Here is a 22139-nt window from a genome sequence, read left to right as displayed (position 1 = left end):
AAGATTCTGTTACGGGCACTGTTAGCGAAGCAGAAAATTTAGGTATTCAATTAGCTCATAAATTGCGGCAACAGGGAGCTACAGAGATTTTGGCTGAAATTTTTCAGACAGTCCAGCGTAGTTAGGTAGACGCAAGTTGAATTACCCCCCTTAATCCCCCCTTAGAAAGGGGGGAAACAGCAAATCTAGTTCCCTCCCCTTTCCAAGGGGAGGGTTAGGGTGGGGTAAAACTGACGCATAAACCAGGTGAGTAAACTACTTCAGACTTGTGTATACACCGTAGCCTTTATAAGGGGGGCTAGGGGGGATCGAATTCTATGCAGCTTCATAAAGAATTGGTATAAAATACTTTGTAATTGTTCCCTAACAAAGGTAATCCCGTTTAAAAATTACGAATTAATTTAATCTATACCGCAATATAGATTCACTCTTCAAAATTAGTCTTTACAGTAATGATTAAGAGGATATTTAGGAGATTAATAATTAATGCCTGATGAGCATGGATTTGAAGAGAAAATTATATCTAAGGAAGCTGAAAAAAGAATATCCGAGAAGCTAGATCAAGTAGAAAAAATAGAAATAGATGTACAAACCGATCTATTGAAAATAGTTCAGGGACAGGCGGATGGAGTTTCATTTGCGGGTCAAGGATTAGTCATCCAGGAAGATATTCGCGTACAAGAAATAAAACTGCAAACAGATAGTATTGCTATCAATCCCTTCAGCGCTATTTTTGGTCAAATAGAACTTAATGAGCCAGTAAATGCCATAGCTCGCATTATAGTTACAGAAGTAGATATTAACCGCGCTTTAGCATCAGACTTTGCTCGTAGCTGGATGCAAAATTTTGAGTTGAATGTAGATGGCGAAATTGTGAGTTTTGAGCCGGAAGAAATTCAGGTATTTTTACCTGGTGATGGCAAAATAGAATGTAAAGGAAAGGTGTTTTTAAAGGAAATGGGAAAAACTCGCCCTTTAGCTTACACTGCGATCGCTCGTCCACGGACTGATTTACAACCCGCCATGTTGGAGAGTTTTAACTGCACTGAGGGAGATGGTGTTTCAATAGAATTAATTACAGCATTCATCCAGAAAGCTAAAGAACTGATGAATCTACCATCTTTAAAATGGGAGGATATAGCATTTTCTATTAAAGATATAGAAGTAGAAATCGGTAGTTTAATACTTATGGTAGAAACTCAAGTGCGGCAAATACCACCATTGTCAAGTTTCCTATCTCCTTAGTAGTATTTACACTGGTTAAAGATAAATTTTGTAACTAGGGAGTGATGTAAATTTATTAAAAATTTTATAAGCTTTTGAAGGCTACTTATTTTTTGAAATAACAACTATGCAAGAGTATGATGTTGTGCTGATTGGTGCTGGACATAATGGGCTAGTTTGTGCAGCTTACTTGCTAAAAGCTGGTTATAGCGTTCTGTTACTAGAAAAGCGTTCTGTTCCAGGTGGCGCAGCCACAACTGAAGAATGTTTACCCCAAGAAGCACCTGGATTTAAATTTAATTTGTGTGCTATTGACCATGAATTTATTCACTTAGGGCCAGTTGTTGAAGAATTAGAACTAGAAAAATACGGATTGCATTATTTGGAGTGCGATCCAGTTGTTTTCTGTCCTCATCCTGATGGCAAATATTTCTTAGGACATAAGTCAGTGGAAAAGACTTGTGCAGAAATCGCTCGTTACAATGAACGTGATGCCAAGAAATACGCAGAATTTGTAGACTTTTGGCAGCGATCGCTAGGTGCAATGATTCCCATGTTTAATGCACCGCCAAAGTCAATTATAGATATCCTTGGTAACTACGACATCACAAAACTGAAAGATTTATTTTCGGTTATTGGTTCTCCAAACAAAACGCTGGACTTTATTCGCACCATGCTAAACAGCGCGGAGGATTTACTTAACGAGTGGTTTGATGAGGAATTTTTGAAAGCGCCACTAGCTAGACTAGCATCAGAACTTGGTGCGCCACCATCACAAAAAACCCTTGCCATTGGTGCAATCATGATGGCGATGCGCCACAATCCAGGGATGGCCAGACCTCGCGGCGGAACTGGCGCACTTGTGCAAGCTTTGGTGAATTTAGTCACAAGTAAAGGTGGCGTTATTCTCACAGATCAACACGTGGAAAAAGTTTTAATCGATGATGGAAAAGCTGTAGGTGTGCGGGTTGCTGGTGGTAAAGAATATCGCGCTAAATACGGGGTTATTTCTAATATTGATGCCAAGCGATTATTCTTACAAATGACTGATAAAAGCGATGTTGATGGAGCCGACCCAGATTTATGGGAAAGATTAGAACGCCGCATCGTTAACAATAACGAAACCATCCTCAAAATAGATTTGGCTTTAGATGAACCACTGCGCTTTCCATACCACGCCCACAAAGACGAATACCTCGTCGGTTCTATCTTAATTGCCGATTCTGTAGCTCATGTAGAACAAGCTCATAGTAAATGCACCTTGGGAGAGATACCTGATGCTGACCCATCAATGTATGTGGTTATGCCCAGTTATTTAGACCCCACATTAGCACCTCCTGGCAAGCACACTGTATGGATTGAGTATTTCGCCCCTTATCAAATTGCCGGTGCAGAAGGCACTGGTTTAAAAGGTACTGGTTGGACAGATGAATTGAAAAACAAAGTTGCAGATAGAGTGATTGATAAATTGGCGGACTATGCACCGAATGTCAAGAACGCAACTATCGCCCGTCGTGTAGAAAGTCCAGCAGAACTAGGAGAAAGATTAGGTGCGTACAAAGGGAATTATTACCATGTTGACATGACTTTAGATCAGATGATATTTTTCCGTCCCTTGCCAGAAATAGCCAACTACAAAACGCCAATTGAAAACTTATTTTTGACTGGTGCAGGGACTCATCCAGGTGGTTCAATTTCGGGAATGCCGGGACGCAATTGTGCGCGTGTCTTTTTGCAGGCGAAACATCCCATTAGCCAAACTTTAAAGGATGCTCGTGATTCGATTAAGTCAACTGTCGAGTCGGTATTTGGTATCATTTAAAAATTGTAAAATAGAGCCTATTACCATCTATTTTGTGCCTTTGTGTCTTGATACTGAAAATATAATTTTGGTATGACAAAGACATGAAGGCAAGCTTTCACGCCTACAAGTTGCACTTTATCAAAAAGTGAAGGTTTAAAACCTCGCCCCTGGTGGGCGAAACCTGGATTTCTCACAAGTGAGAAATCCAAGGAGTGTGGGGAGATAGAAAAAAGCAACAAACCTCTTACACCTCCCACACTATGAGTGAGAAATTCGGGCCCAAGTGTCTGGCTTAGTTTAATTGCGAATTGCGTTAGCGGAGCGGGGCGTTAGCAAGAGTGCGAATTGGTTTTATAACTAACATCTTTTGCCTACGGTAGCCAATAAAATTCTAATCAGCAGTTGGCATCGTCCCAGCGATAAATGGTAAGCTGATGCGCTTTGAAGTCGCATAGTTTCAATCGCGATAAAGACGCAATTTGAACGATGATTAGTTTAAATAATTGCTTGACATAATGAAGCAATTAACATCATTGTTTAGTGAAAAGCTAGTACGATCGCACCCTTGTTAATCAAATGAGAAATGTCCCAGATGAGTGCGATATCTACCACGGGGGTAGCTGCGGCAACTTAATATAGCAACACAAATTATAGTTTTTTGAGTGAAATAGGTTCTCAGGAATTGCTTTAAGTGTATTTAATATGATAATGTAATGTACGCTTGATTTTCATAAGCTTATATGCATCGTAAACCAAGTTATTTCTCAAAAAATAAGGAAATTAATGGGTAAGAAGTAGTGTATTTTGATAATGTTCAAAAAACAAACGACTTTTAACATCATCTTATAAATTTTGTAGGTACAGCATGGTTTTTCGGCGCTACTTCATTGCATCGAACTTAATAGTTTTCTTAGCATTTGGCTGTAGTGGTGGGGTAAACTCATCTACACAAAATACCAAACAAGTTGTGCAAGAAAGTAATGTAACTCAACTTTTCATAGAAGCGAAGGTTACGCAAAAAGCAGAAGATTTCTTTGTTCAAGGTAATAATTTATTAGATGGACAACGTTACGAAGATGCAATAAAAGCTTATGATAAAGCGATCGCTATCAAAGCTGAGAGTCCTGAAGCTTGGATTAACCGTGGCATTGGCTTAACATCGTTGCAACGCTACAAAGACGCTTTAGCATCCTACGATACTGCGATCGCTATCAAACCCGACAAATATGAAGCCTGGTACAATCGTGGTATAGCTTTGACATCGTTGCAACGCTACAAAGATGCGATCGCATCTTACGACAAAGCGATCGCCATCCAACCCGACAAATACGAAGCCTTAATTAACCGAGGCATAGCTCTGACAAAGCTACACCGCTACAAAGATGCTATTGGATCTTATGATAGAGCGATCGCTATCAAGCAAGACTTGCACCAAGCATATTACAACAAAGCTTGTTCTTATGCTTTACAAAACAATCTGGAATTAGCAATTAAGAACCTAGACAAAGCAATCCAGCTTGTTCCTGATAAATACAAGAAATTAGCAAAAACTGACCCAGACTTTAGCAAAGTGCGTAGTAAAAAGCAGTTTCAGGAATTACTGCAATAGTCAACTTAACGTGAAAAGGGCGGTTAGAAACCGCGGCTACACAGGCAAAACCCACGGAGGTGGGTTGTAAAACCTAAATTTTTTCCTAGTCTGCGGAGGCGGACTACCCTGCGGGTTCGCTGAAAGCGTTCTCTTAAGAGTAGCTGCAAAGCGTCTATGTTTGTGTAGCGGCGTTCACGCAGTGTGCCGCAGGCAATTCCATTCGCCCTGACTTTTTTTGTATAGCTGCGATTTTAAGCATCCGATGCAAAATGTAAGATCAATTACTTTAAAATACAAAGACAAATCAAAATGATGTTGATCCTTTAAATTATACAGGTGCGGTATGATTCCTTGGCACTGGTATGCTGCCTCTGGTTTTGTCGCTTTATCTCTCATTAGCTGTAACAGCCGCAAAACACCTGGCGACATTGGCAAACAAGCCGGAGAAAGCGTGGTTTTAATCAACTATGCAGATAAGCCAGGACAAGGTACTGGATTTCTTGTACCAGGAAAAAACAAAGAAGTCTGTACCGTACTTACGGCGCGTCATGTAGTACCACCCAGCGCCAAATTACAACTGCAAACCAACGACCAAAAAATCTGGGAAGTAGCAGATATCAAACGCTTCGCCCAGCAAGATTTAGCTGTGATGATATTTAAACCTGATAATGGAACTTGCCTTTATAAAGCCCTTCCCTTGGGTAATTCTGACAAAGTGAATCTGGGAGACAACATCTACATCACTGGTTTCCCTGGTAATAGTTTAAAGAGGCAGTTTACTCCAGGTACAGTATCATTAATTGACAGCCTAAGCGAAGGCTATGGAATTTCCTACAGTGCAACAACCGCAGGGGGAATGAGTGGGGGACCCGTGATGAATGCAGTGGGAGAAGTGATTGCAGTACATGGGCTTACCGAATTAGAACTGACTAGACAAGCTGAACTCAAAGGTGAATCACCACCACCACAACAGCAGTCTACAACAATTCCTAATTCACAACCTGGCGATGCAGTTGGCACATTTAAATGGGGTATCCCAATTAATATATATTTAACCCAAGTTCTGAAAGAAGCGGAGATCAACCAAAAGCCCCAAGATTTTTTCAAGGAAGGCAATTATTACTTTGGTAAGCAAAAATATGAACAAGCAATCGCATCTTATGATAAAGCCATCGGCATTAAATCTGATGACTACCTAGTTTGGCATAATCGAGGTGTTTCTCTAGAGAGGTTGCAACGTTATTCCGAAGCGCTTACATCATACAATAAAGCGATCGCCATCAAACCTGACTACCATGAAGCTTGGTATGGCCAAGGAAATTCGCTACGAAAATTGCAACGCTATTCCGAGGCGCTGGCATCTTATGAAAAAGTGCTTTCCATCAAACCTGACTACCATGAAGTTTTGCTTTATCAAGGTATTTCCCTAAATCACTTGCAACGTTATTCCGAGGCGATCGCATCATATAACAAAGCGACCACCATCAAACCTGATGACCATGAAGCTTGGTATAACCGAGGTCTTTCCCTAGATAACTTGCAACTTTATTCTGAGGCGATCGCATCTTATGATAAAGCAATTAGTATCAAACCTGATTATCAATTAGCGATTGATACTCGCAAGAATTTGCTTAGGCAGCTTGGGCGGTCAAATTAGGCGTAAATTTAAACCTAAAAATAAATTAATGTTATTTAGTAGTAGTTGATCCAGCTTTGATATCCTCAGCCGCCAGATAGTTTTCAAAATTAACCTCAGATGAGTTAGCAGTAGCATTAGAGGCATTTGCAGAACCAGAACCTTGTTCAACAGTAGTACCATTCTTCAAAGCTTCTGTCATCCGTCGCAGCGAGTCGTAGCCATCAGCACTAACCTTGAGAGTCACCAACAGATTACAATTGTTGCGATCTAGCTTGGTATTAACGCAGATTACAGATTGGCTGGGTGTTTTTGGGTCAGGACGATAACTCAAACCAATTAAACCATCTTGGCGAAAGGCTTCCAATCGTTGAGCAATTACATCGCAGCGTTTTTGTGTATCCCAATCATCACCAAAGCTGTTGACCATCCTCAGCCAAGGCTTTTTCCCCTGATCATTACGATACATCACTGTCCACACGTCACCACCATTTTGTGTATCAGGTTGTAAAGCACAAGAAAAGCGGTCTTTTGAACCGAAGCCTGGTGTTTCTGGAGTCCAGCCAGTAGCAACAAGGTATGCCAAAGCCAAACCAGCAACACCTGTCACTGCACCAATAATGCCAACAGTGAAATTCAATCCGTCAAATATGTTTTTAGACATTATGATCTGCCCTCAAATCCGCGTAAGTCCTGGCATTATTAAGATACATCAGCTACGCAATAAATTACGGAAAGAATTTTGAAGAAACTGCGTAGGCGCAGCCCACCGTAGGTATCGCTATGAGAACACGGCTTTATAATGAATGCAAACTAATGAACTATCAGAGATAAAATTGATGATAGTAGAATTAATATAAGTTTTAAATAAGACATGAAAAGATTGTTAATCACTGGAGCAAGTGGTTTTTTGGGATGGCATCTCTGCCAGCTTGCAAAAGAAGAATGGGAGATTTATGGCACATATTTATCCCATCCTTTAGAGATTCCTGGCATGAAAATGTTAAAAGCGAACTTAACAAATTTCCAGGAATTGAAACGTATCTTTAATGATGTTAAACCAGAAGCAGTCATTCATACTGCTGCACATTCGCAACCAAATTTCTGTCAAACTAACCCTAAAGAATCGCACTCAATTAATGTTATAGCATCCTGCAATATTGCCGGACTCTGCGCGGATAATTCTATTCCTTGTGCTTTTACCTCAACAGACTTAGTTTTTGATGGCTTAAATGCCCCTTATGGAGAAACAGATGCCGTGTGTCCTGTCAATCTTTATGGTGAGCAAAAAGCGATCGCAGAAGCAGATATGCTAGAAAGATATCCCATGACCGCAGTGTGCCGAATGCCATTGATGTTTGGTGCAGCAACACCCACAGCGAAAAGTTTTATTCAGCCATTTATTGAAACTTTAAAAGCCGAAGAAGAACTAAGTTTATTTATAGATGAATTTCGCACACCAGTAAGTGGAACAACTGCTGCCAAAGGACTTTTCTTAGCATTAGAAAAAGTTAACGGCATCATTCACTTAGGTGGGAAAGAAAGGATTTCACGTTATGATTTTGGACAGATATTAGTGGAAGTATTTCAACTTTCTGCCACCAAACTCAAATCCTGCCGACAACAAGATGTGAAAATGTCAGCACCTAGACCAGCAGATGTTTCTTTGGATAGTTCCAAAGCTTTTACATTGGGGTATCAGCCTTTATCTGTAAGGGAAGAATTAGAGGCAATACAATTCAGTTAAGGTTAAGTGTTAAAACTAAAAACGGAAATAGGCTATTTTGGGATACTATTATCTCCGGCACGCTACGCGAACTAGCCTCTTTATTCTGACTCCTGACTTCTGAATTCTTCTTCAATTTTACCTTTGATTAAAGTCCGCTTAAACTCATAACCATAAAATGGGGTGTCTCTAAACAATTGGAGACTTGTTTCTTTTTCTTGAGAAAAAGAAAATCATTGATTGATTTCATAACTATTCTACTAGTTATGAATAATCCGTTTGGAAAATAAGCAATTTAGTAAACAAGCTATTTTTATAACTTGTAGTTGCAATTGCTTAGAGAAATTTATAGTGAGGAAAACTGAGATGAAATTGGTTTCAAAATTATTGGTTGCTGCTACTACTCTGACTTTAGGTTTTGCTACCGTAGATGCAAAATCTGCATCTGCTGCAATTCTTAATTACGCTTTCACAGTTGATAGTCCAGTAACTAAGGGAAGTGGCTTTTTTAGCTTTGATGACTCAACCTTCAGCAATGACTATAATCCTGAAGCTAGCATTCAGTCACTCTCTTTCAAATTTGATGGCGACTCTACTGTTTATACTGAACAAGATGATGCCAACTACCCAGATTTTCCTCTTGTCTTCCCAACTACATCCTTAACAGGACAAACATATTTTGCATTAGATTATCAGTTCGATGATAAGGCTAATCCTATCAGTTATGAAATTATTGGTGAGGATTTCACAATTTTCTCTAAAACTTCTCCTGATGCTGAACTAATATCAGGCACAGTTTCTTATAGACAAGTTCCTGAACCTACACCTTTAGTTGGCACTCTCTTTGTTTGTAGCCTTGGCTGGATGATGAAGAGGAAAGTAGTATCAATGAAAAAGGTTAAAATCTAACCTTGTTAAGTTGATATTAACAATTTCTTTGCCAATGATTAATCTCTTTTTAGTAGGCTTTTATGTGAGAAAACAACATCTAACACATTGAGAGCAGAAGAGAAAATTGGGAATTAAAATCTCATTTTGGTCAGGGAATTAGTGATGAATTTTTCCTACGATTACCCTGCCTTTTTTGTGTTAGCTGTTGCTGTACTTTAACTTACCTGTTAGTCAGGAGTAGAGGAGTAGAGAATGGTAGATTACCGGAATTTTGAGCAGTTCCTCCACAGTCGAATTAAACGACGCAACTTAATTGTTGGAGCAGGAGCATTATCTGGTTTAGCGATCGGTAACCAATTTTCTTCTCAAAGAGCGATCGCTAGAAGCAGATTTTCCAATTATCCTTTCACCTTGGGTGTTGCATCGGGTGAACCCTATCCTACCAGCGTAGTGATCTGGACTCGTCTTGCTCCTGAACCCCTAAACGGAGGTGGAATGCCACCTTTAAATGTGCCAATTCGCTGGGAAGTAGCAACTGATTCTAGTATGAGGCGGATTGTCTCTAGAGGTACGGTACTGGCAACTCCAGAACTAGCTCATTCAGTTCGAGTTGTGGTAGAAGGACTGCAATCTGATACTTGGTATTGGTATCGGTTTCTTGTCGGCCAAGACGCTAGCCCCGTTGGTCGCACTCGTACAGCGCCTTTAGCAAATAGCTATTTGAATAAATTTAACTTTGGCCTTGTCTCTTGCCAAAACTATCAGCAGGGATTCTATACTGCCTACAAATATCTAGCCAAGGAAGACCTAGATTTAGTAGTGCATGTTGGCGATTACATCTATGAAGGGGGAATCTCAAACAATGGCCCCAGACAGCACAACAGTGCAGAAATTGTGACTTTGGAAGATTACCGCAACCGTCACGCCCTCTATAAAACCGATACCAATCTGCAAGCAGCTCATGCAGCGTTTCCCTGGATTGTCACCTGGGATGACCACGAGGTAGAAAACAATTACGCCAACGATATTTCCGAAATTGATACTGAACCAGATCAGGATCGGGCAATTTTCCTCCAACGGCGAGCTGTTGCTTATCAGGCTTACTACGAACACATGCCACTCCGCCCCTTCTCGCGTCCCGTTGGCCCCGATATGCAACTTTACCGTCGGCTCTCCTTTGGTAACTTAGCCACCTTCCATGTTTTAGATACCCGCCAATATCGTACCGATCAGCCCTGTGGTGATGGTACTAAAGAACGTTGCCCAGAAAATTTAGATCCGAATGCAACGATTACCGGCAAGGCACAGGAAGATTGGTTATTCGATGGTCTAAATAACTCAAAAGCGAAGTGGAATGTTTTGGCGCAGCAAGTACCGATTGCTCAACGAGACACAACACCAGGCGAAGGCGGAACTTACAGCATGGATAAATGGGATGGTTATGTGGCTTCGCGCGATCGCCTCATGGCTTTCCTGGGACAGCGCCAGCCCTCTAATCCAGTATCCTTAGCAGGCGATGTGCATTCTAACTGGGCAATGAATCTGAAGGCTAACTTTGATAAACCAGAATCCCCCACACTTGGGAGTGAATTCGTCGCTACCTCAATTAGCTCCGGTGGCGATGGGGCAGACAGCAACCCCAACGTTCAAGCTTACTTACCCGATAACCCACACATTAAGTTCTACAATAATCAACGGGGATATGTTCGCTGTACGCTGACTCCCACAACCTGGAAGACAGACTATTTGGTTATGTCAAACGTCACAACCCCAAATGGCACGATTAGTAAGCGGGCTTCATTTGTGGTTGAAGATGGTCGTCCAGAAATACAACAAGCCTAATCGTCTAATTCCCAGGTATTAAAACCAAACAAAAACAGATAGAAACAGGTAAATAATCAGTGTTTATCTGTTTCTATCTGTGTTTTCATCTTCATAAAGAGGAGTTAGGAATTAAAACTCCTAACTCCTAACTCTTCACTAATAAGCATCCATTGGCAGACAAGAACAAACAAAATTCCTGTCGCCAAAGGCTGCATCAATGCGACCGACAGCCGGCCAGAATTTATACTCACGAGTCCAAGGCGCAGGATAGGCAGCTTGTTCGCGAGAATAAGGATGATTCCATTCTCCGGTGATGAGACTTTCAGCCGTGTGGGGTGCGTTCTTCAAAACATTATCTTGGGTATCCACCTTGCCAATTTCTATTTCGGCAATTTCTTGGCGAATAGAAATCAACGCATCACAGAAACGATCCAACTCTTCCTTAGATTCACTTTCTGTAGGTTCCACCATGATTGTACCTCCTACAGGCCAGGAGACAGTCGGCGCATGGAAACCATAATCCATGAGACGCTTGGCGACATCATCGATTTCGATCGCAGCGGATTTTTTTAGCGATCGCAAATCTAAAATACATTCATGGGCAACTAGACCATTTTTCCCCTGATACAAAACCGGATAGTACGATTCCAGTTTCTTGGCCATGTAGTTAGCATTGAGAATCGCCACCTTAGTAGCTTGGGTTAAACCATCTGCACCCATCATTGCAATGTACATCCAAGAAATCACCAAGATACTCGCACTACCCCAAGGCGCAGCCGCCACCGCACCAATATGCTGGGTACTGGGGATTGGGTATTGGGTATTGGGTATTTCCTCTTTCCTAGTCCCCAGTCCCCAGTCCCCAATCCCTACCACAGGATGTCCGGGGAGAAAAGGCACAAGATGAGATGCAACACCAATTGGCCCCATACCAGGGCCACCGCCACCATGAGGAATACAGAAGGTTTTGTGCAAGTTTAAATGGCAGACATCTGCACCAATATCTCCAGGACGGCAAATTCCCACTTGGGCGTTCATATTTGCCCCATCCATGTAAACTTGTCCACCATGACTGTGGACAACAGCGCAGATTTCCTGAATTGGTTCCTCAAAAACACCGTGAGTTGATGGATATGTCACCATTAAGGCGGCTAATTCATTGCTGTGTTTTTCTGCCTTAGCCTTCAGATCAGCAACATCAATATTACCTTGTGAGTCACAGGCGACAGCCACCACCTTCATCCCGCACATCACCGCACTCGCTGGGTTTGTCCCATGTGCAGAAGTGGGAATCAAACAAACATTGCGGTGTGCTTCACCCCGATTTTCGTGATATTGGCGAATTACTAAAAGTCCTGCATACTCACCCTGAGAACCAGCATTTGGTTGTAGAGAAATTCCTGCAAAACCAGTAATTTCAGCCAACCATGTCTCAAGCTGCTGGAATAGGATTTGATAACCTTGCGTTTGCGACGCCGGGGCAAATGGATGAATCTTGCCAAATTCTTCCCAACTTACCGGAATCATCTCAGCAGTTGCATTCAACTTCATTGTGCAAGAACCCAAGGGAATCATCGATGTCGTTAGCGACAAGTCCTTGCTTTCTAGCTTGTGCAGATAACGCAACAACTCCGTTTCTGAGTGATAGCGGTTAAAAACTGGGTGGGTGAGATAAGTGCTTGTACGGGAGAGAGGAAGATGGGAGGATGAGGAAGAAGTTAATTCTTCTAAAGTGAAGGGTAAATCATCTGTACCAGCGAAAATCTTCCAGAGGTCGATTAAGTCTTCTGGTGTAGTTGTTTCATCCAGCGAAATACCAACAGTAGTTGCATCAAAAACCCGCAGGTTAATTTGAAGTTGTTCGCTAGCCGTCAAAATATCTTTTAAATTGTGTCTTCCCAGTTCGACTCGCAGCGTATCAAAGAAATCTTTGGAAGCGATGCTGTAACCCAAACGCTTCAGTCCTTCCGCCAGCAACACTGACAAAGAGTGGATATTTTCGGCAATTTGCTTCAGTCCAGTAGGGCCATGATAGACCGCGTACATACTTGCCATCACCGCCAGCAGCACCTGTGCAGTACAAATATTACTAGTTGCTTTTTCGCGGCGAATGTGCTGTTCGCGAGTTTGCAAGGCGAGACGTAATGCAAGCTTACCTTGAGCATCTTTTGATACTCCCACAATTCGCCCTGGAACCAGCCGTTTATACTCTTCCTTCGTAGCAAAGTATGCCGCATGAGGCCCACCAAACCCTAAAGGAATACCAAACCGCTGAGTGCTTCCGACAGCAATATCAGCGCCAAATTCCCCAGGAGGGGTTAGCAAAGTTAAACTTAGAGGATCTGCTGCTACCGTCACCAATGCACCCTTAGCATGAGCTTTTTCTATAAAAGCGCGGTAGTCGTAAATAGTGCCATCACTTGCAGGGTATTGCAGAACAGCTCCAAAAATTGGTTGATCAAAATCAAATGTTTGATGATCGCCAACAATAATCTTAATCCCCAATGGTTTAGCGCGTGTTTGCAACACATCAATCGTTTGGGGATGGCAGTCACCAGAGACAAAATAGGCATTTGCCTGATTTTTGGAGACACCATAGCTTAGGCTCATCCCTTCAGCTGCTGCTGTAGCTTCATCCAATAATGAAGCATTGGCAATTTCTAAACCAGTGAGGTCGATAATCAGGGTTTGAAAATTCAGCAGCGCTTCTAGTCGCCCTTGGGCAATTTCTGGCTGATAAGGAGTGTAGGCAGTATACCAACCGGGGTTTTCTAAGATATTACGCCCAATCACAGGTGGGGTAATACTGTCGTAATATCCCATACCGATGTATGAACGGAAAACCTGATTTTTGGCAGCAACTTTTTTTAAAGATGCCAGTGCTGCATACTCACTTTCTGCTGCTGGTAACTTTAGCGGTTGCTTCAGCCGAATTGTCTGTGGAACTGTTTGGTCGATTAGGGCATCCAGGCTGGGAAACCCCAAAACTTTAAGCATAAGCTGGATGTCATCGGAGTTCGGGCCAATGTGTCTTGGTACAAAACTACTTAACTTTTGATTTTTTTCGTCCAGCACTTGCTGCTCATTAGACTTGAGAATAGGGGCGTTCAATACCACAAATTACTCTCCAGATGGTACTATTTCATATTTTGCAATAAATACTCATGAGAAGTAGGTGTAACTTTTCAGTTCATCTAAATTTCATGACTTCTCTTCGGGGGGGAGATGGGGGAGATTAGGGAGAAAATTTTACCTTTTCCTTATTCCCCATTCCCCATTCCCCACTCCCTACTCGCCTTCTACTTGAGCGCGATACTCATCTGCTGTCAACGCATCCTCAACTTCACCAGGGTCATTGACGCGCACTTTCAAAAACCATCCTTCACCGTAGGGGTCTTCTGATACTTCTTCGGGAGAATTAATCAAGGCTTCATTGCGTTCTATAACTGTGCCGGTTACTGGTGAATTCAGTTCTTCAACGGCTTTTACCGATTCAATTGTGCCAAAGTTTTCTCCTCTAGTAAGAGCATCGCCAATTTCTGGCAGTTCCAAAAAGACGATATCACCCAACTCATGTACGGCAAACTCAGTAATGCCTATAGTGGCAATTTCACCATCTATTCGCACGTATTCATGAGAATCCAGGTATCTGAAATCTTGAGGATATTCAAAAGACATATCACTTCCTCTCCCTTATCAAAAAAATTATTGCCCTAACAGTCATCCAAGCCATATCTGGTAATGAACCTTACTGTAGATTGAGTAACTCACAACACATTATTCCTCAAAAACCTTGGCGCTTGTTAGTTGGTGACACGATTTTTTGACCGATAAAAGGGACGTTTAACCACAACTGCTGGATAAGCTTTGCCACGAATTTCAACTTCTAGCTGCTGACCAACAGTTGCTAACTGTGTGGGAACGTAGGCTAAGGCAACGGGATAACCAAGTGTGGGCGATAGAGTTCCACTGGTAACTTCTCCCACGATTTTACCTGCGGATAACACTTGATAGCCGTGACGAGCAATGTTGCGTCCTTGGGTTTGCAAACCTACCAATCGGCGCTGCACTCCACTGGCTTTTTGCTGTGCTAAAACTTCCCGACCAATAAAATCGCCTTTGGTATCTAAGTGAACTAGCCAGCCCAAACCTGCTTCTAAGGGTGTGGTGATGTCATCGATATCTTGTCCGTAAAGTGCCATCGCCGCTTCTAGCCGCAGAGTGTCTCTCGCACCAAGTCCACAGGGAATAACACCAGCTTTATTGAGGGTTTGCCACAATTCTACTCCTACAGCCGGATCTACCATTACCTCAAAGCCATCTTCTCCGGTGTAACCTGTGCGGGCCAGGAAGGCGGGTTTCCCTAGTAGGGTTGCTTCTAGATGTCCGAAGGCTTTGATTGGTCTTAGGTCTTCTTGCACTAAGGGCTGGAGATATTTAATTGCTTTTGGCCCTTGCACGGCAATTAAGGCTTTTTCTGGTGAAAGGTCTTGGAATTGAACCTTATCCAGGTCAAGGTGTTGCAATAGCCATGCTTTATCTTTATTGGAGGTTGCCGCATTGACTATGATGAATGCTCTCTGTATACCAGCAGCGTTTTCACCTTGATAATAAACAATGATGTCGTCAATAATTCCGGCTTGGGGATTTAACAACACGGTGTATTGTGCTTGACCGGGTTGCAAACGACTCAAGTCGGAAGGCACTAATGGTTGGAGTTGGGAAATGAGGTTTTTACCTTGGAGGGTAAATTTGCCCATGTGGGAAATATCGAACATTCCTGCTGTATTTCTTACAGCCTCGTGTTCGCGGCTAATGCCACTAAATTGCACAGGCATTTCCCAGCCGCCAAAGCTAGTAAAGCGAGCTTTGAGTTCTACACCCACTTGATATAAAGGGGTTCGCGCCAGAGATTGGGCGTTGTCTTCTTGATTAGCCACAGGTAATTTTGCGTAGATGCGGAGCAACTTGCCGTTAGGCATCGCACCTCAACATCTATCATCCTAAGAGATGCTTTATGGTTTTACAGCCTTGTGTATCAAATTAGGGCATGGGGAATTGGGAATTGGGCATGGGGAATTGAAAAGAGACAGAGGGGAAAATTCTTCCCCATTCCCCATTCCCCATTCCCTCATCCCTTTGTCGCCTTCTGTGAGGTTTAATAGTTAATGGTGCAAGTGTTGAGATTTATTAAGAAGAGATTATGAAATATTGGCAACTGTTAGCGAGCTTTGTCTTAGCTATGGTTCTTTTTTGGTTTCCCCTATCGGCGCAAGCTGCAAGTTCTTCCAGTATTACCCGTTCTGTGGGTAATGATGAACTTAAGGGCAAAGATTACTCTGGTCAAAGTTTAATTGGCACTGAGTTTACTAATCTCAAATTAGAGAATGCTAATTTTAGCAATGCTGACTTACGTGGCGGTGTGTTTAACGGTAGTGTATTGGATGGAGTAAATCTGCATGGTGTTGATTTTAGTGAAGGCATAGCCTATCTAACAAGGTTTAAAAATGCTGATTTAAGTGATGCTGTGTTGACTGATGCAATGATGCTGCGTTCCACTTTTGATGATGTAAATGTCACGGGTGCTGATTTTACGAATGCAATTTTAGATGGGATACAAGTGAAAAAACTTTGTGTTAAGGCAAGTGGTGTGAATTCTAAAACTGGTGTGGAGACTCGCAACTCTTTAGGATGTAAGTAGACTGTCAACGAATTTTAGATTTTAAATTTTGGATTTGGGATTGAAGATTCAAAATCCAAAATTTAAAACGTAACTTGTCAGGAAATGTGAAACTGTCTGAGTAACTGCCTCACCAATTTGAGTTATACGATTAGTAGGCAATAGGCAATAGGCAATAGGCAATAGGCAATAGGCAAGAAGGCTTTCTGAACTGTACGGTGTTTTTTCAAAAATGAAAGATGAGTCCTATCGCATTAATGACATCAAATAAAGTGTCGATTAACATAGGGATTGTGCCTAAACAATCTCACTACTGGCAGTAGCAACCACCTCAAATGCAATCGCCATTGCTGATAGTTTTTTAGGCGTTTTAGTCAACAGTAAATCTGCGGTTGAATGGATATTTTAGGTAAAAATATACAGTATTTTGCCAGGTATGAAACTTCAATGAAAAGAGCTAGCAGACTAATGCCATCTTTGATTTATACCCATAGGATCATGTTGATGATTCCTAAAACAAAAGATGACATCCAAAACCTATTATGTTTGGGGACTAGTAGCCGCTCCAATTGTAGTTACTCTGGCGCTGGGTTTCTCAGCAAGAGCGAATGCAGTTGAGTTAGGCGCTGCCTCTGATTACAATGTGTTTGTTTTGGGAGATATCTCTCAACAATATACAGATATTGAAGGAAAACTTGCTGCTGGCGGTAACGTGAATTTCGTTGGCGGACTTGGAAGCAGACTTTCTGGCAATAGCGGTAACGTCGTAGTAGCTGGGCAAAACTTATCTTTAAGCAACGGTCAAGTCTACCACGGTAATGCTGTCTACGGAGGTAGCGCTAATGTGTCCGGCAATGTAGGATTTCCACAGGGAACCCTCAGCCAGGGTAATCCTATCGATTTTGATGCAGCAGGGAAAGAATTGCGATCGCTATCTGAATATTTGGCAACCTTGACTCCTACTGGTAACACAACAGTTCAACCTTGGGGTGCTATTAACCTAAGTGGCAGTGGTACTGCTTTCAATGTTTTTAATCTTGCTGGCTCAGATGTCTCCAAGACCAACTATTTTGAAATTAAGGGGGACGCAAATTCGACTATCGTTGTCAATATCAGCGGTCAGGATGTGTCCCTGAAAAACTTTGGTTTCAATGTCATTGGCACAAATAAACAAAAGGTGATCTACAACTTCTATGAAGCAACCAACCTAACTGCTAGTGGGATTGGCATCGAAGGTAGTATTCTTGCTCCTTTGGCTAATTTCAATTTCAATAACGGTCAAGTTAACGGCAATGTGGTAGTAGCTTCCTTGACAGGAAATGGTGAATCTCACAACTATCTGTTTAATGGTGATCTGCCAGATGTCCCAACGAAGTACTACACTCAGCCTCCGACTCCGGCTCCGACTCCGACTGCTACTCCGACTCCGGTTCCAGAACCAGCAAATCTTCCAGGATTAGGATTAATTGCTGTAGCATTTGGTTTATTTCGCTACAAACGTAATCAAACAACTTGCCTAAAATAATTAAAAATTTTTGGCAGCATAGCGCATGACGCGAACTTATTTACAGATTTTCGCTCATGCGCTATTTCCTTGCTCCCTACCTTCTACAATAAGGATAGACTTTATTGAGATTTGTATAGTTGGGGATAGGCTGTCATGGCTCCCGCCGTTTTAATTCAAAATCTGCAAAAACGCTACGGTACAGTGGTTGCCGTCCAGGATGTTTCCTTTCAGGTTGAACCAGGAGAAATTTTTGGTTTACTTGGCCCCAACGGTGCTGGGAAAACTACTACCTTGCGTGCCTTGTGTACACTGACCACACCGGATGCTGGCAAAATCGAAGTATCTGGCATCTCTGTATTAGATAATCCGAGAGTCGCAAGACAACGATTAGGCTATGTAGCTCAGGAAGTCGCTATAGATAAGGTGTTGACTGGAAAAGAACTGCTGCAATTGCAAGCGGCACTTTATCACCTCCCAGGCGCAATAGCCAAACAGCGCATTGAGACAGTCTTAGATTTACTCGGTTTGCAAGAATACGCCAATAAAAAGACAGGAACCTATTCCGGCGGTTTACGCAAGCGCCTAGACTTGGCTGCTGGGTTGCTCCATGCACCGGATGTTTTGGTATTGGATGAGCCAACTGTGGGACTTGACATAGAAACCCGTTTTGTGGTATGGGATTTCCTGAGAAAATTACGTGCCTCTGGAACGACGGTAGTAATTACCAGCCATTATTTAGAAGAAATTGACGCTTTAGCCGATCGCGTGGCAATTATAGATCGCGGCGTTGTAATTGCAAGTGGGACACCTTCACAATTGAAAGATCAAGTAGGTGGCGATCGCATCACCTTACGAATCCGCGAGTTTTCTCCCATTGAGGAAGCAGAAATTGCCAAAAATCTCTTGCAATCTTTGCCCTTTGTCCAAGAAGTAATCATCAACAGCGCTCAAGGGAATTCCCTTAACTTGGTGGTGACACCTCAAAACGATGTTCTGATTAACATACAGCAAGCGCTGAATACTGCTGGCTTGCCCATCTTTGGCATCGCCCAATCTCGCCCCAGCCTCGATGATGTTTACCTCGCCGCCACAGGACGCACCCTGATGGATGCAGAACTCGCAGCCGTTGCCACTCGCGATCCCAAGGCTGAGAAGAAGCAAAATATGAGATAGGGAATGGGGAGTGAAGAAGGGAATAGGTGACAGGTTAGAGGGTACAGATTATTCCCTGTCACCTGTCACCTTTACCCTAATCCCAATCCCCAATCGAAAATCCAAAATCCAAAATCCAAAATTGCCATGAGTGTTACTCCTAAATCTGATATCAATTGGCAGCCGCTAGCATCGCCGCAAGCAGATGCTAATACTGCACCTAACTTTTTCGGCGAATTGGTACAAGAGACGCTGGCTTTAACTCGTCGCTTGTTTATTCAGTTGCAACGCCGTCCCTCATCTTTGATTGCTGGAATTATTCAGCCAGTAATGTGGTTGATACTATTTGGCGCTTTGTTCCAAAATGCTCCCAAAGGTATATTTGGCAATACAACAAATTACGGTCAATTTTTAGCTGCTGGCATCATTGTGTTTACAGCCTTTGCTGGGGCGCTAAATGCTGGTTTGCCTGTAATGTTTGACCGCGAGTTTGGCTTTTTGAATCGTTTACTGGTGGCACCCTTAGCATCGCGCTTTTCCATTGTCTTTGCTTCAGCCATCTTCATCATCAGTCAAAGTTTGCTGCAAGCAGCGGTGATTGTAGTGGCAGCGGCATTCTTGGGGGCTGGACTACCAGATGCAGTAGGTTTAAGTGCGATCGCTCTAATTGTCTTACTCTTAGCTTTGGGTGTAACAGCCATCTCCCTAGGTTTAGCTTTCGCTCTACCCGGACACATTGAATTGATTGCAGTGATTTTCGTCACTAATCTACCATTATTGTTTGCTAGTACTGCTTTAGCACCTCTATCCTTCATGCCTCAGTGGTTGCAGGTTATCGCTACCTTGAATCCTCTCAGTTATGCGATCGAACCAATTCGCTATCTCTATCTCCACAGTGATTGGGGACTAGGTAGTGTAGTAATGCAGGCTCCTTGGGGTGATGTTACCTTTGGGGGAGCGTTGCTGGTGTTGTTTGGCTTTGCCCTTGTCGCCTTGCTGAGTATTCAACCCCAACTGCGGCGGACTCTTGCTTAAAGAGATAAAATAGAGCAATTTTAGCGTCAAAATCCCATGAAAAAACCATTTTTACAAATTACTAGATTCTTTGTGGCCACCGTGGCAGGAATGAGCTTTGCTTCCTTGCTCATGGCTCAACCCAGTTCGGCTCAAATCAGCAGCCCAGCGGATGCTTTTCCCAGTAATAGTACAACAGACCAAAATACCGACCCTTTCTCCCGCACGAACTCAGATAATTTCAATATGTTTGATCTGATTCATCGGGCGAATTTTGGGACTCTCAACTGGAATTCTGACCAACAGAACGAAAAATTAGACTCAGCAGCAGCAGCATTTAAAGCAAGGCAACAAAAACTAATTCAAGGTCAGCAACAGCAAGAAACCCCCAGTTTGCCAACGGTTACACTACCATCAGTGACGCCAACACCGGCTACAGCACCATCAGGTAACTGAAATCAAACAAAGAACCCCAAGCCTTTTGTACAATGCCTAAGCTAGTTTGAGGGTTTGTAGTAAGCACTGAAGTGCTTAGAAAATAAGGACTTTAGTCCTTACTACAAACTTGTTTCTCAATTTAAACTTGACACACTACTAAAGCTTGGGGTTAAGACTAGTTCAAAAATTCTTAGTTATCAGGTAAAAAACTACAACCCTAGTACAGCTAACACATCGCTAGCATGGGTGGTGGTATTTACGCTGGTGTCAACATGGGTAATTTTACCGCTAGGGTCAATTACGTAAGTAACGCGCTTCGCATAACCGCCGCCATCTACATCGAAAGCTTTGATGAGGGATTTGTCGCTATCAGCCAGTAGGGGAAAATTCAAATTATATTTTTGGGTGAATGCCTGATGGGAGACTTCATCATCTGCACTGACTCCCAAGATTACAATATCTTTTCCTTGATATTGAGACTGGGCATCCCGAAAACTACAGGCTTGTTTGGTGCAGCCTGGCGTATCATCCTTGGGGTAAAAATACAAAACGACTGTCTTTCCGGCAAAATCAGATAAAGAGACTGTGTTGCCGTTTGTATCTTTGGTGGTAAATGCAGGTGCATCCGTACCAACTGCTAGAGGCATAATTAACCTTTCCTGTTTCAGATTGTTGATGCACTTGAAATTTTACATTAATTTATAATGATTAAATATAATTATCAAAAAATAGCGCAACTATACTTTAGGTAACTAATTTTGGTTAAACTTAGATATCTGCTACAAAAAAAATCAATTCTAAAATTAATCTTTTTGAGAAGAAAAATTTCTACCCATACACAATGCCTGCTGTTGATTCCCAAAACCCAAATATTTTTGTCTATCCTCAAAGCACAGTAGAAAGAGCCGAGCGATCGCTAGTGTGTTCACCCTTTAACGTATCTTTATTTGAAGTCATGGGACACCAGAGTGTGTCATTAGCTGCGATCGCCCTAGAAAATGGACTAAAGCAGGGCTATACTAAGCGCCCTTTATCAGAATTAGCGTGTGATAACGCCCTGGGCTGGCTGATTCAAGTGGGTGTATTGCGTCGAGAAGTTGATGGTCAGGGGATTACAGATAGTTTTCGCCTCACTCCCCTGGGACGCCAGTTGGTGGAACAGTACCAGGGAAAAAATTGGCGGACTGCTTCATGGCGCGATCGTTTATCCGATATTGTGATTCGTTGGTTACGGATACCTTTTTAGAATTAGGACTTACGCAAAACTATACGCTGTAGGGGCAATTCATGAATCATTGGTGTCAACTTAACGCAAAAACTATGTCCCGCAAGGAACTGAAGTTCCAAGAATCATAGCGAAAGTCATCTGAAGGTGACTAGATATCCCCAAAAATATTCAGTCTACTTCAGTAGACTTTAGCTACGAGCCAGAGAATTCATTCTCTGGCGGGTTATGAAGCCCGCAGCGAAGCTATTTCTAGCTGAAGTTGACACCAATGTTCATGAATTGTCCCTACATGAAAATCAGTGTTTCGGCTATTGTTTGCGTAAGTCCTGAGAATAAAAAACCAAAGAGTTAGGATTAGGGAATCAAAGGGAACAATATATACGGAAACATCACATCTATTCATGAAGTCTTTACCATAATCATT

General features: G+C 42.4%; 19 protein-coding genes. 13 read left to right on the top strand and 6 right to left on the bottom strand.

Annotated elements, in window-relative coordinates:
- The first annotated feature begins 486 nt into the window (after positions 1 to 486).
- From A4S05_RS26040 to A4S05_RS43640, 4 genes are all read left to right on the top strand, one after another.
- On the top strand, positions 487 to 1245 hold the full coding sequence (locus A4S05_RS26040) for an LmeA family phospholipid-binding protein (RefSeq protein ID WP_069072686.1): 759 nt from the start codon (positions 487 to 489) through the stop codon (positions 1243 to 1245).
- Between the two features lie 106 nt (positions 1246 to 1351).
- Positions 1352 to 3046 (top strand): beta-carotene ketolase CrtO, encoded by a 1695-nt coding sequence (gene crtO / locus A4S05_RS26035; protein ID WP_069072685.1) that lies wholly within the window; start codon positions 1352 to 1354, stop codon positions 3044 to 3046.
- 847 nt (positions 3047 to 3893) lie between these two features.
- Complete coding sequence (locus A4S05_RS26030) at positions 3894 to 4637, top strand: tetratricopeptide repeat protein (protein WP_069072684.1); 744 nt, start codon at positions 3894 to 3896, stop codon at positions 4635 to 4637.
- A gap of 325 nt (positions 4638 to 4962) precedes the next feature.
- Positions 4963 to 6276, top strand: a complete 1314-nt coding sequence (locus tag A4S05_RS43640; protein WP_069072683.1) for a tetratricopeptide repeat-containing S1 family peptidase — start codon at positions 4963 to 4965, stop codon at positions 6274 to 6276.
- 31 nt (positions 6277 to 6307) lie between these two features.
- On the opposite strand, the gene A4S05_RS26020 is transcribed toward A4S05_RS43640, so the two are convergent.
- Positions 6308 to 6919 (bottom strand): COP23 domain-containing protein, encoded by a 612-nt coding sequence (locus A4S05_RS26020; RefSeq protein ID WP_069072682.1) that lies wholly within the window; start codon positions 6917 to 6919, stop codon positions 6308 to 6310.
- A gap of 210 nt (positions 6920 to 7129) precedes the next feature.
- Here A4S05_RS26020 and A4S05_RS26015 point away from each other — a divergent pair, with 210 nt between their 5' ends.
- The 3 genes from A4S05_RS26015 (at position 7130) to A4S05_RS26005 (ending at position 10714) form a co-directional block, all read left to right on the top strand.
- Positions 7130 to 8002: an SDR family oxidoreductase gene (locus A4S05_RS26015; protein ID WP_069072681.1), complete on the top strand. Its 873-nt coding sequence runs from the start codon at positions 7130 to 7132 to the stop codon at positions 8000 to 8002.
- A 258-nt stretch (positions 8003 to 8260) separates the two neighbouring features.
- Complete coding sequence (locus A4S05_RS26010; protein ID WP_084227273.1) at positions 8261 to 8890, top strand: PEP-CTERM sorting domain-containing protein; 630 nt, start codon at positions 8261 to 8263, stop codon at positions 8888 to 8890.
- 234 nt (positions 8891 to 9124) lie between these two features.
- Positions 9125 to 10714 carry an alkaline phosphatase D family protein gene (locus tag A4S05_RS26005; RefSeq protein ID WP_069072679.1) on the top strand — a complete coding sequence of 530 codons (1590 nt, stop codon included), beginning with the start codon at positions 9125 to 9127 and terminating at the stop codon, positions 10712 to 10714.
- A gap of 138 nt (positions 10715 to 10852) precedes the next feature.
- Here A4S05_RS26005 and gcvP read toward each other — a convergent pair whose 3' ends face one another.
- The 3 genes from gcvP to gcvT all read right to left on the bottom strand — a co-directional run bounded on the left by gcvP (position 10853) and on the right by gcvT (position 15636).
- Positions 10853 to 13813, bottom strand: coding sequence for an aminomethyl-transferring glycine dehydrogenase (gcvP, locus tag A4S05_RS26000; protein ID WP_069072678.1), 2961 nt, complete (start codon positions 13811 to 13813; stop codon positions 10853 to 10855).
- A gap of 171 nt (positions 13814 to 13984) precedes the next feature.
- Positions 13985 to 14374, bottom strand: coding sequence for a glycine cleavage system protein GcvH (gene gcvH / locus A4S05_RS25995; protein WP_069072677.1), 390 nt, complete (start codon positions 14372 to 14374; stop codon positions 13985 to 13987).
- 125 nt (positions 14375 to 14499) lie between these two features.
- Positions 14500 to 15636 (bottom strand): glycine cleavage system aminomethyltransferase GcvT, encoded by a 1137-nt coding sequence (gene gcvT / locus A4S05_RS25990; RefSeq protein ID WP_069072687.1) that lies wholly within the window; start codon positions 15634 to 15636, stop codon positions 14500 to 14502.
- Between the two features lie 263 nt (positions 15637 to 15899).
- Here gcvT and A4S05_RS25985 point away from each other — a divergent pair, with 263 nt between their 5' ends.
- The 5 genes from A4S05_RS25985 to A4S05_RS25965 all read left to right on the top strand — a co-directional run bounded on the left by A4S05_RS25985 (position 15900) and on the right by A4S05_RS25965 (position 20505).
- On the top strand, positions 15900 to 16397 hold the full coding sequence (locus A4S05_RS25985; RefSeq protein WP_069072676.1) for a pentapeptide repeat-containing protein: 498 nt from the start codon (positions 15900 to 15902) through the stop codon (positions 16395 to 16397).
- A 502-nt stretch (positions 16398 to 16899) separates the two neighbouring features.
- Positions 16900 to 17901 (top strand): choice-of-anchor A family protein, encoded by a 1002-nt coding sequence (locus A4S05_RS25980; protein WP_069072675.1) that lies wholly within the window; start codon positions 16900 to 16902, stop codon positions 17899 to 17901.
- 135 nt (positions 17902 to 18036) lie between these two features.
- A complete protein-coding gene (locus A4S05_RS25975; RefSeq protein ID WP_069072674.1) occupies positions 18037 to 19056 on the top strand; it encodes an ABC transporter ATP-binding protein in 1020 nt (339 codons plus the stop codon).
- A gap of 126 nt (positions 19057 to 19182) precedes the next feature.
- Positions 19183 to 20070, top strand: coding sequence for an ABC transporter permease (locus tag A4S05_RS25970; protein ID WP_069072673.1), 888 nt, complete (start codon positions 19183 to 19185; stop codon positions 20068 to 20070).
- Between the two features lie 36 nt (positions 20071 to 20106).
- Positions 20107 to 20505 (top strand): hypothetical protein, encoded by a 399-nt coding sequence (locus A4S05_RS25965; RefSeq protein ID WP_069072672.1) that lies wholly within the window; start codon positions 20107 to 20109, stop codon positions 20503 to 20505.
- 191 nt (positions 20506 to 20696) lie between these two features.
- Here the strand turns inward: A4S05_RS25965 and A4S05_RS25960 are convergent, their stop codons facing one another.
- Entirely contained in the window at positions 20697 to 21134 is a 438-nt protein-coding gene (locus A4S05_RS25960; RefSeq protein WP_069072671.1) for a peroxiredoxin, read from the bottom strand.
- Positions 21135 to 21328: 194 nt separating this feature from the next.
- On the opposite strand from A4S05_RS25960, the gene A4S05_RS25955 reads away from it, so the two are divergent.
- A complete protein-coding gene (locus A4S05_RS25955) occupies positions 21329 to 21733 on the top strand; it encodes an Npun_F0494 family protein (RefSeq protein WP_069072670.1) in 405 nt (134 codons plus the stop codon).
- A gap of 205 nt (positions 21734 to 21938) precedes the next feature.
- Here A4S05_RS25955 and A4S05_RS42710 read toward each other — a convergent pair.
- The coding region (locus A4S05_RS42710) for a hypothetical protein (protein ID WP_218107985.1) at positions 21939 to 22139 on the bottom strand (201 nt) is incomplete at its 5' end.

It is taken from the genome of Nostoc sp. KVJ20 (assembly GCF_001712795.1).
GTDB lineage: Bacteria > Cyanobacteriota > Cyanobacteriia > Cyanobacteriales > Nostocaceae > Nostoc.
Note: the sequence above shows the minus strand (reverse complement) of the source record. Positions and strands in the feature narration are given on the sequence as shown.